This is a genomic window from Myxococcus xanthus, assembly GCF_013116825.1.
Lineage (GTDB): Bacteria > Myxococcota > Myxococcia > Myxococcales > Myxococcaceae > Myxococcus > Myxococcus xanthus_B.
On the sequence record NZ_JABFNS010000117.1, the window covers coordinates 20,700 to 29,293 of the forward strand.

General features: G+C 70.0%; 6 protein-coding genes. 3 read left to right on the forward strand and 3 right to left on the reverse strand.

Features of this window, described 5'->3' with window-relative positions; genetic code table 11:
• The first annotated feature begins 156 nt into the window (after positions 1–156).
• A complete protein-coding gene (locus HNV26_RS28035; protein WP_171443366.1) occupies positions 157–1,947 on the forward strand; it encodes a sigma 54-interacting transcriptional regulator in 1,791 nt (596 codons plus the stop codon).
• Between the two features lie 10 nt (positions 1,948–1,957).
• On the opposite strand, the gene HNV26_RS28040 is transcribed toward HNV26_RS28035, so the two are convergent.
• Entirely contained in the window at positions 1,958–3,298 is a 1,341-nt protein-coding gene (locus HNV26_RS28040) for an alpha/beta fold hydrolase (protein ID WP_253817131.1), read from the reverse strand.
• Positions 3,299–3,863: 565 nt separating this feature from the next.
• Here HNV26_RS28040 and HNV26_RS28045 point away from each other — a divergent pair.
• On the forward strand, positions 3,864–4,709 hold the full coding sequence (locus HNV26_RS28045) for a ThiF family adenylyltransferase (RefSeq protein ID WP_253817132.1): 846 nt from the start codon (positions 3,864–3,866) through the stop codon (positions 4,707–4,709).
• Positions 4,710–4,737: 28 nt separating this feature from the next.
• On the opposite strand, the gene HNV26_RS28050 is transcribed toward HNV26_RS28045, so the two are convergent.
• Together HNV26_RS28050 and HNV26_RS28055 are read right to left on the reverse strand one after the other, a co-directional pair.
• Positions 4,738–5,184, reverse strand: coding sequence for a DofA protein (locus HNV26_RS28050; protein ID WP_171443369.1), 447 nt, complete (start codon positions 5,182–5,184; stop codon positions 4,738–4,740).
• 214 nt (positions 5,185–5,398) lie between these two features.
• The gene (locus tag HNV26_RS28055; protein ID WP_171443370.1) at positions 5,399–7,906 is read right to left on the reverse strand and encodes a penicillin acylase family protein; all 2,508 of its coding nucleotides are present in this window, start codon (positions 7,904–7,906) and stop codon (positions 5,399–5,401) included.
• Positions 7,907–8,052: 146 nt separating this feature from the next.
• Between HNV26_RS28055 and HNV26_RS28060 the strand changes: the two genes are divergently transcribed.
• The coding region (locus HNV26_RS28060; protein WP_171452909.1) for a CDP-alcohol phosphatidyltransferase family protein at positions 8,053–8,594 on the forward strand (542 nt) is incomplete at its 3' end.

Here is an 8,594-nt window from a genome sequence, read left to right on the forward strand (position 1 = left end):
GGCTCCAGCATGCCAGCAGCGGCGGCGCAGGGGGAGCGCGAGGACGTGTCTCATGCCGCGAGACGGGCTCGTTTGCTTGTTGAGTGGTGGCTAGCGAATCTTCTAACGTCGCAAATTGTCAACGTCGCTTCATCCCTCAAGTAGACTGTGGTGGTCATGACGCGGCCTGTGTCCGCCTACGCCCCTCGAAGCGAACGCAAGCCGTTGTACGTGAAGGTGGTGACGCAGCCCGCGCTCCATGGGTGCTGGGCCGTCAACATCAGTGAGACGGGCATCGGGCTCATCGCCACGCCGCACACGCCGTCCGAAGGGCCGCGTGAGGGCGAGGACGTGGAGCTGTCATTCTCCCTACCGGACTCCGGTGAGCACATCCGCGTGCGCGGCGTGGTGCGCTGGCGTCACGACGCGTCCGGCGCGGTGGCGGCCATGGGCGTGAGCTTCCGCGCCTTCGAGGAAGCGGACGGCGTGAAGCTGGCGCGCTACCTCGCCTCGTCGCACCTCCAGGTGGTGGTGGCCTTCGCCACCGAGCAGGAGTCGCGCGCGGTGACGGCCGCGCTGGAAGGGGTGGCCCAGCTCCACTTCGCCGCCAGCCCGGCGGACGCCCACGCGCTGGTGACGCGCGGGGACGCGGCGTGCCTGGTGGTGTGCGGTCAGGACGAGGAGCAGGCCCTGGCCCTGGTGGAGTCCCTGGCCGCCCGCCGCGCGGACGCGGACCCTTCCGGCGCGGGGCCGCCCAGTGACCTGGCATCGCGAATCGTCTACTGCGCGCCGGCCGCGCCGGAGCGGCTGGTGGCCCTCTTCAACGCCGGGCGCATCTTCCGCGCGCTCGGTCCTTCACCCACGCGGGAGGCCCTGCACCAGGCGGTGCTTCAAGCGGGGCGCGAGCACGGCGTGCGCACCGAGCAGTGGCGCATGGCGCTGGAGCTGGAGCGCAGCTTGCTGCGCGAGCGCGCCCTGTCACAGAAGCTGCCGCCGGCCCCCGGTGGGCGCGGCGGGGATGAGGTGGGCTTCCGCAGCGCCGCCATGCAGCGGGTGATGGAGCTGGTGCGCCTGGTGGCGCCCCACCGGGTGGCCGTGCTGCTCCAGGGCGAGACGGGCACGGGCAAGGAGGTGCTGGCGCGCATCCTCCACCGGCTCAGTGGCCGGGGGGACGTGCCGCTCGTGGTGCAGGACTGCGGCGCGCTGTCGGAGACGCTGCTGGAGAGCGAGCTCTTCGGCCACGTGAAGGGCTCCTTCACGGGCGCGGTGGCGGACCACCCCGGGCTCTTCGTGCTCGCCAACGGCGGCACCATCTTCCTGGACGAAATCGAGAACACCACCGCCAACCTCCAGGCCAAGCTCCTCCGCGTGCTGGAGACGGGGGACGTGCGTCCGGTGGGTGGCACCCAGGTGCGCCACGTGGACGTGCGCGTGGTGGCCGCCAGCAACAAGGACATGGGCGAGGAAGTGCGCGCCGGCCGCTTCCGCGCGGACCTCTTCTACCGGCTCAACAGCTTCACCGTGGACATCCCCCCGCTGCGGGACAGGCCGGAGGACGTTCCGGAGCTGGCGCTCTACTTCCTGGAGTTGTTCAACCGCACCTTGCGCCGCTCCGCCAGCGGCATCGCGCCGGACGCGGTGGACGCGCTGCGGGCCTACGCCTGGCCGGGCAACGTGCGCGAGCTGCGCAACGTCATGGAGCGCTCGGTGCTGCTCTCCCGCCCGGGCGAGGTGGTGTCGCGGCGGCTGCTGCCGCCGGTGCTGGGCTCCACCCTGGCCCTGCGCAACGAGCCGGGAGGGGATGGCTCGCTGCGCGCGCGGTTGGATCGGGTGGAGCGGGAGTTCATCCGCGAGGCGCTGGAGCGCCACGGCGGGGTGCTGCGGCGCGCGGCCGTGGCGCTGGGGATGGACCCGGTGACGCTGGGCCGGCGGGTCCGGCGCCACGGCCTGTGGAAGGGAGACAGCTAGGCCCAGCGTCTCAGTGGGCGCGAATCCACTGGAGCATGGGCTTCCAGACGCGCACGCGCGCGTCGTCCGCCAGGAACAGGTCCGCGTGCCCGTAGTCCAGGGCGCGCGCGGCTTCCGGCAGCGTGCGGATGTTGAGGAGGGTGACGTCCTGGCTGCCCAGCAGCGTGACGCTGTGCTCGCCGTAGCGGCCCACGCCGCCCGCGGCGCCCACGTACAGAACCGGCACCTTCACGTCACGCAGTCGGTCGTCGTAGGGCACGTGCATCCCGCAGGCCCACGCCTCCGTCTCCACCACCTCGTTGATGCTCTGGTACGGGGCGGCGCGCTGGCCGAACTCGAAGAGGTAGCCCTCGTGGGTGAAGGACAGCCGCTCCGGCAGGCCCATGGCATCCGGCGTGCTGCCCATCAGGTGGTAGGCCGGGACAACCGGCTGCAGCGGCGCGAAGAGCACGCTCGTCGCGCCCGCCGCGACCAGGGCCAGCTTGCGGTTCGAGGGCCGGCCCGTGCCCGGCCCGAAGATGTCGTCCTGCACCAGCGGCGACGGCGCGGCCGGCTGCACCGCGGCGAACTGGCCAATGGCCTGCAGCATGATGCCCGGCGCCGGCCCGAGCAGGCCACCCTCCAGCTGGCCCTCCTGGCGGGCATTGCTCAGCGCCGCATGGCGCTCGCACGCCCACGCCTGCTGCTGCGCGTCCTCCGGAGAGAAGCGCACCGCCATGTCCATGGGGATGAAGCCGTCCACCTGGCGCAGCCCGCGCGGCAGCCGGGCCTCGCGGTTGAGGTATGCGTAGCCCACCACCGCGCCCCGGCTCCAGCCCAGCAGGTGCATGGTGCCCTGGAAGTTGCCGCCCGCCAGCCGCAGCAGCTTCGCCACGCCCAGCGCCACGCCCACGTCGGCCGCGTGCGTTTCCAGCGTCCAGTTCTTCATGAAGCGAAAATCCTGCGTGTTCTGCGGCACGCCCGCCCACCGCAGGTCGATGCCCCACACGTCCACGCCCTCCTTCGCCAGGTACGCGGCGATGGACTGCTCTGGCGGCACGAACGCGGAGCCGATGCTGGAGAGGAACGTGGCCTCGAAACCCCACCCGTCGCCGTGCACCATGAACACCGCGCGCGTCGCACGCGCCGGCCGCCACGCCTGGTTCTCCCGCACCACCCGGTGCAGGGTGACGACGTCCTGCTGCGACGGTCCCACTTGCAGGCGGTAGCGGTAGTGGGCCACGTCGCCGAACAGCGCCACCCGCTCACTGCCTCCCCGATGGCTGGAACCGACGAGCGCGGCGCCGACCGGCGCGCCCTCCGCCAGCGCCACGCCCTGGAGCGCCGCGGCCCGTGAGACAGCGTGTCGCATGTCATCAGAAGGGGCCCCTTCGGCGGTTCGAGCCAACGACAGACATGCCAACGAGACGCAGAGGAAGAACACGGAACGCATACAGACCTCGGATCGGCTGAAGAGGTTCGGGGAGTCGAGTTACGCCGGCCCATGACGCCCCTGACGTGTCGCCCCCCCGAGCAGAATTCACGCCAATCATTAAACCCCTGTAACTCCTGGAGTGTTATCCAGGCAGGGACTTCATGGGTGAATGCCACTGTGGATCGAACCTCTGACATCCCCTGCCAGGTGGGGTACTTCGGCGCATGCTTCATCGCTGAAGCCCGCGCATCACCGGTGCGGCTTCCGGGGCGTCACGAGGAGCCCGGCAGGGATTGCGAGGCGTGGGTGACGAGCGCGCGCAAATGACCACAGGCGACCAGAACGGGCAAGAGCCGATTAGCTCTCCAGTACGGGGAGACTGACGGGGTCCGAACGGCACCAGGTGACGTGGGAGGGGTGCTGAACACACGCGCCCATGGGGCTCTCGCCACCCTCCTGGGTGGGGGGCACATGGAAGCCAGACTTCAACGTGAGGCGGCCCATGTTCGAGCAGCGGTTCCAGCGCAATCTGGGCGTGGTGGACGCGGAGACGCTGGTCAAGCTGTCACGCACGCATGTGTTGGTGGCGGGCGTGGGCGGCGCGGGTGGCCAGTGCGCGGTGGACCTGGCGCGGCTGGGGTTCGGGGGCGTGACGCTGGCGGACTTCGACGTCTACGAGCGCCACAACATGAACCGGCAGGTGGGCTGCTTTGAAAGCACGTTGGGCCGCTCCAAGGTGGAGGTGGTGGGGCGGATGTGCCGGGACATCCACCCGGCCCTGCGGCTGCGGGAAGTGCCGGAGGGCATCACCGAGGCCAACGTGGAGGACGTGCTGGGCGGGGACGGTGTGCTGGGCCCGGTGGATTACGTGGTGGAGGTCATCGACATCGCGGGGGCGCATGAGAAGCAGGTGCTCCACCGCGCCTGCCGCCAGCGTGGCGTGCCGGTGATGACGGGGCTGATGTTGGGATTCGGCGCGGCGCTGCACGTCTTCCAGCCGGACGCGCCGCTGTACGAAGCGCTCTACATCCTGCCGGATGGGCGCATCGACCTGCCGGCCATCATCCCCCACCTGGGGAGCTACATGCTCCGCGAGTACATGGACGCGTGCTTCCAGGGCCGGGGCCACGCGCCCACCTGCGTGGTGGGCGCGACGAGCGCCGCGGGGATGATGGTGACGGAGTTGACGCGCGCGGTGATGCGGGGCCCCCGGTCCATGGTGTCGTGGCCGGAGTACCTCTATGTGGACTTCTTCGACCACAGCTTCGTCCGGGGCACCGCCGCGTCGGCCCTGGCGCGGCGGGTGGACCCGGCGTCGCGGGCCGGAGGTGCCCCGGCCGCGAGCTGACGTCGCTGTACGGAAGGACGGGCCGCGCTCACACCACGCCGCGCGCCCGGGCCTCCTCGATGACCTTCACGCCGTCCACGCCCAGGCTCTTGCCCAGGTAGGGGGCGACGAGGTCGGCGTGCTTGTGCACGCGGTGGAAGGCCTCGTCGAAGGTGCGCGTCACCAGGTTGATGCCGGAGATGATGACCCGCTGCAGGTTGTATTGCAGGTCATTGCCTTCGACGATGGCGTGAATCTCCGTGAAGAGCGGGCGCGCGTCCGAATGGAAGGTGGACAGGTTGCGCCGCTGCTCCGAGTTGGGCACGGAGGACTTCGGCGAAAGGCTGGCGACGAGGACGAGCGGGTGCCGAAGCTGCTCGTGCGCGTCCTTCATCTGCTGGAAGACGGTGTGGATTTCTTCCTGACTGGGTGGTGCCTCCCAGCGGAGGAAGAACACTCTGCCGATGATGGCGGTCTTGTAGACGGATGTGGCCATGATGTCCCCCTGCTGCTGCCGCGGTGATTCCACCGGGAAATCCCGGTGCCCCTTCGCCAGTAACGAACGGTGGCGCCTGGCGGTCTGCGCACCCATTGGCGCGCGTCCCTGGAGCCGACGGAATCAGACTGGAGGGCGGACATCCGCGGCCCGACATTGCCCCGCCGGGCCGCGAGGTGTCCGGCCCCCGACGAATCGGGGGCCGGCGGGGACGTCAGTCGCCGGTGAGGGTGATCTGCTCAGCCGGCGCGGCGGCGATTTCCTCGGCGGTGTAGAGGATGGGCCGCCACTGCTTCTGGGAGAACAGCCGCGTCTGGTCCGCGTAGTACGGCGAGGCCGGGTTGCTGGACTCGCTGTAGGTCAGCAGGGCGCTGGCCTGCACGCCGGTGGGCGTGAACTCCATGGCCATGATGAAGCTGCTGCCGTTGTTGATGACGTAGCCGCCGTTGGCCAGGGCCGTGCGTCCGTTGACGACGGTGCGCGTGGCGCTGCCCACCTCCGCGTTGGGCGTGGTGGACTTCAGCGTGCCGAAGCCGACGATGTTCGCCGCGCCATCGTAGTTGCCACCGCCGTGGATGGGGATGCGCTCGCCGCTCACGCGGGGGGTGAACTGCGCCTCGCCCAGCGGGAGGTCCAGCGCCAGGCCCGCGCGCGTCAGCGTGGTCACGGCCTGGGCCAGCTTGGTCAGGACGGGGTCGGTGCCCTGGGCGGGCGCGGGCGCCAGCGTGTGGGGCGTGGCGATGGGGTCGGCCGGGTCGAAGGGCGTGGCGTACAGCGCCGGGCTCGCCTGCAGCTCGCCCATGGTGAACGTGCCCGCGAACTCGCGCCACACGATGGCGCCCACGCTGTCCACGTCATAGCGGCGGTCCCACTGGGCAATCAGCGAGCAGGCCTGGCTGATGTCCACGGTGTTCGTGCCGTAGGGCACCGTCGTGTGGCCGGTGCAGCGGGCCACCACGTCGTCGATGAGCAGTTCGGCGACCATGCCGCGGTTGCTGAGGATGGCGTCCTGCAGCTCGGTGCGGGTGAAGAGGCCGTCCGCGCCGGACGCGCCACCTTCGACCTGCTCGGTGAGCATGACGGCGTTGAGGCGCGTGCGCGGCGTCTGGGGCACGTCCTCCAGGCCGTGCAGGGGCGAGAAGCCCTTGAGCGGCTCGGCGGGGTTGGTCAGCCAGTAGCTGTCATTGGCGTTGAAGACGAAGTCGGTGCGGTCCAGCTTGGGCACCTTGCTGAAGGGGACCAGGCCCGGGCTGCGGGCGCCGGGCTCGTCCTGCCACTCGTTCTGGCTGTTGCTGCCGTCGAGCAGCACCAGGCCCATCTGCTGCCAGATGGCGGTGGTGGCCAGGTCCGCGCCCTGGCGGGCGGCGTTCCAGGTGGCCAGGGCCACGGGCGACAGGTTCGGCGTGGGCGTGGCGTCCGTGTACCAGGTGTTGCCCGCGCGGTCGGCCGCCATGGTGTTGACCCAGGGGATGCCCTGCTCGCGCGCGTAGACGGCCTTGAACTCATCCATGCTGCGGGCCTGGTTCATGCCCAGGAACTGCGCCAGCAGGGTGTCGTTCTCCAGGTTGGCGTCGCGGTAGGTGAGCACGGACTGCTCGGTCCACTCCGCGGTGCCGGGGATGGAGATGATGGGGCCGTAGTGGCTGCTGTACATGCGGCGGGTGACGTTGACGAGCGTGCCGTTGTCGAGCAGGACCAGGATGGTGATGTCCTTCCAGGTCATCTCCCGCTCTTCGTTGTCGTAGTAGTACGAGGTCGGCTTGCCCGGCACCAGGCGCAGCCCGTACAGCGTCATGCGCTGGCCGGAGGAGAAGGTGTGCGTCCAGGCCACGTCGTTGTTGAAGCCGATGAGGACCGCGGGCACGCCCAGCAGGCCCACGCCGTAGATGTCCAGCTCACCGGGGACGGTGAGGTGGCTCTCCCACAGCTTGAGCTCGCCTTCCCAGGGGAAGTGCGGGTTGGCCACCACCATGCCGTGGCCGGTGGCGGAGCGGTCGCGGCCAATGGCCCAGCCGTTGCTGCCCACCTGGTGCAGTTCAGGCCGCTGGACCTTGACGTGGTCGCGGTCCGGCGTGCCCAGGGTGGTCGCCGTCACGTCGGGCGGCGTGGCCGCGGCGAGGGCGAGGGCGACCTGGTAGCTGCTGCCCGTCAGCGCCACGCTGTAGGCGTAGGCCAGCAGGTCCACATCGGAGATGGGGCGCACCCACCTGGCGCCGGTGCAGGGCGCGGGGAGCTGATCCTTCGGCGTCTCCTCGATGTAGCGGTTGAAGCCGGCCGCGTAGCCCTTGAGCATGGCCTGGAGGGTGGCGGGCTGCGCGCTGATGCGCTCCGTGGCGCGCGCGTGGAGGCCCAGCGAACGGTAGGCGAAGTCGCTGCCCGCGTAGGTGCTGCCGGGGCCCATGCCCAGGAAGCGGGCGCGCTCACCGCGCACCTTGAGGATCTGATCCGCGAGGATACAGACGTGGTCCTGGGCGAAGGCATAGCCATTGCCGTACGCCACGCTGCCCATGTCCTTTCCGGTGATGTGGGGGATGCCGTGGGCGGTGCGGCGGATGGTGACTTCGTAGGTGGGCGTCGGGGTCGGAGGCGTGCCTTCTTCGTCGTCACCACACGCGGAGCTGAACAGCAGGCTCACGCCTGCGAGAAGGGAGAACTGCCAGCGGGTGCTCCGCGTACGCCGGAGCACACCGCGCCGGAGGGGCGAGGGAGGTTTGGGGTGCATGACAGTCGTCGAGCGTAGGGAGTGGCTGATCACACCGTCAAAATGTTTCTGGAACTGGAATGATTTCTCACACCGCCGGGCACAACGCAGTGTGGCAAGAACGAGCTTCCGGCCGAGCGGGAGGGGTGTGGTAGGAAATCGCGCATATGTCGACCGAGCCGTCCCGTGCCCGCCGCCCGCGCCGTCACTTTTCGATGATTCGCACGTTCGTGCTCGCTGACTTCGTGACGCTGGGCAACGGCTTCGCGGGCGCGGGCGCCATCCTCGCCTCCATGCAGTACCTGGCTTCCGGGGACGTGAGTTGGCTGTGGGTGGCCTTCGGCCTGATGCCGGTGGCGTTGGTGATGGACGTCATGGACGGGCGCATCGCGCGCTGGCGCTTCAAGAAGTCGCCTCTGGGCGCGGACCTGGACTCATTGGCGGACGTCATCTCCTTCGGCATGGCGCCGGCGGCGCTGGCCTTCGCGGTGGGGATGCGCGGCTCCCTGGACGTGGCGGCGCTCCTCTACTTCGTGGCGTGTGGCATCAGCCGGCTGGCGCGCTTCAACGTCACGTCGGCGGACCTGTCGGACGAGTCAGGGAAGGTGAAGTACTTCGAGGGAACCCCCATTCCCACCAGCCTGGCGCTGGTGATGGTGATGGCCGCGGCGACGTGGGCGGGGCGCATCGGTCCGGACCTGTGGGGGGG

Excerpts from the sequence above, each read along its gene's own strand:
- HNV26_RS28035 (WP_171443366.1), top strand. The coding sequence starts at position 157 with ATGACGCGGCCTGTGTCCGCCTACGCCCCTCGAAGCGAACGCAAGCCG.
- HNV26_RS28040 (WP_253817131.1), bottom strand. The coding sequence starts at position 3,298 with ATGCGACACGCTGTCTCACGGGCCGCGGCGCTCCAGGGCGTGGCGCTG.
- HNV26_RS28045 (WP_253817132.1), top strand. The coding sequence starts at position 3,864 with ATGTTCGAGCAGCGGTTCCAGCGCAATCTGGGCGTGGTGGACGCGGAG.
- HNV26_RS28050 (WP_171443369.1), bottom strand. The coding sequence starts at position 5,184 with ATGGCCACATCCGTCTACAAGACCGCCATCATCGGCAGAGTGTTCTTC.
- HNV26_RS28055 (WP_171443370.1), bottom strand. The coding sequence starts at position 7,906 with ATGCACCCCAAACCTCCCTCGCCCCTCCGGCGCGGTGTGCTCCGGCGT.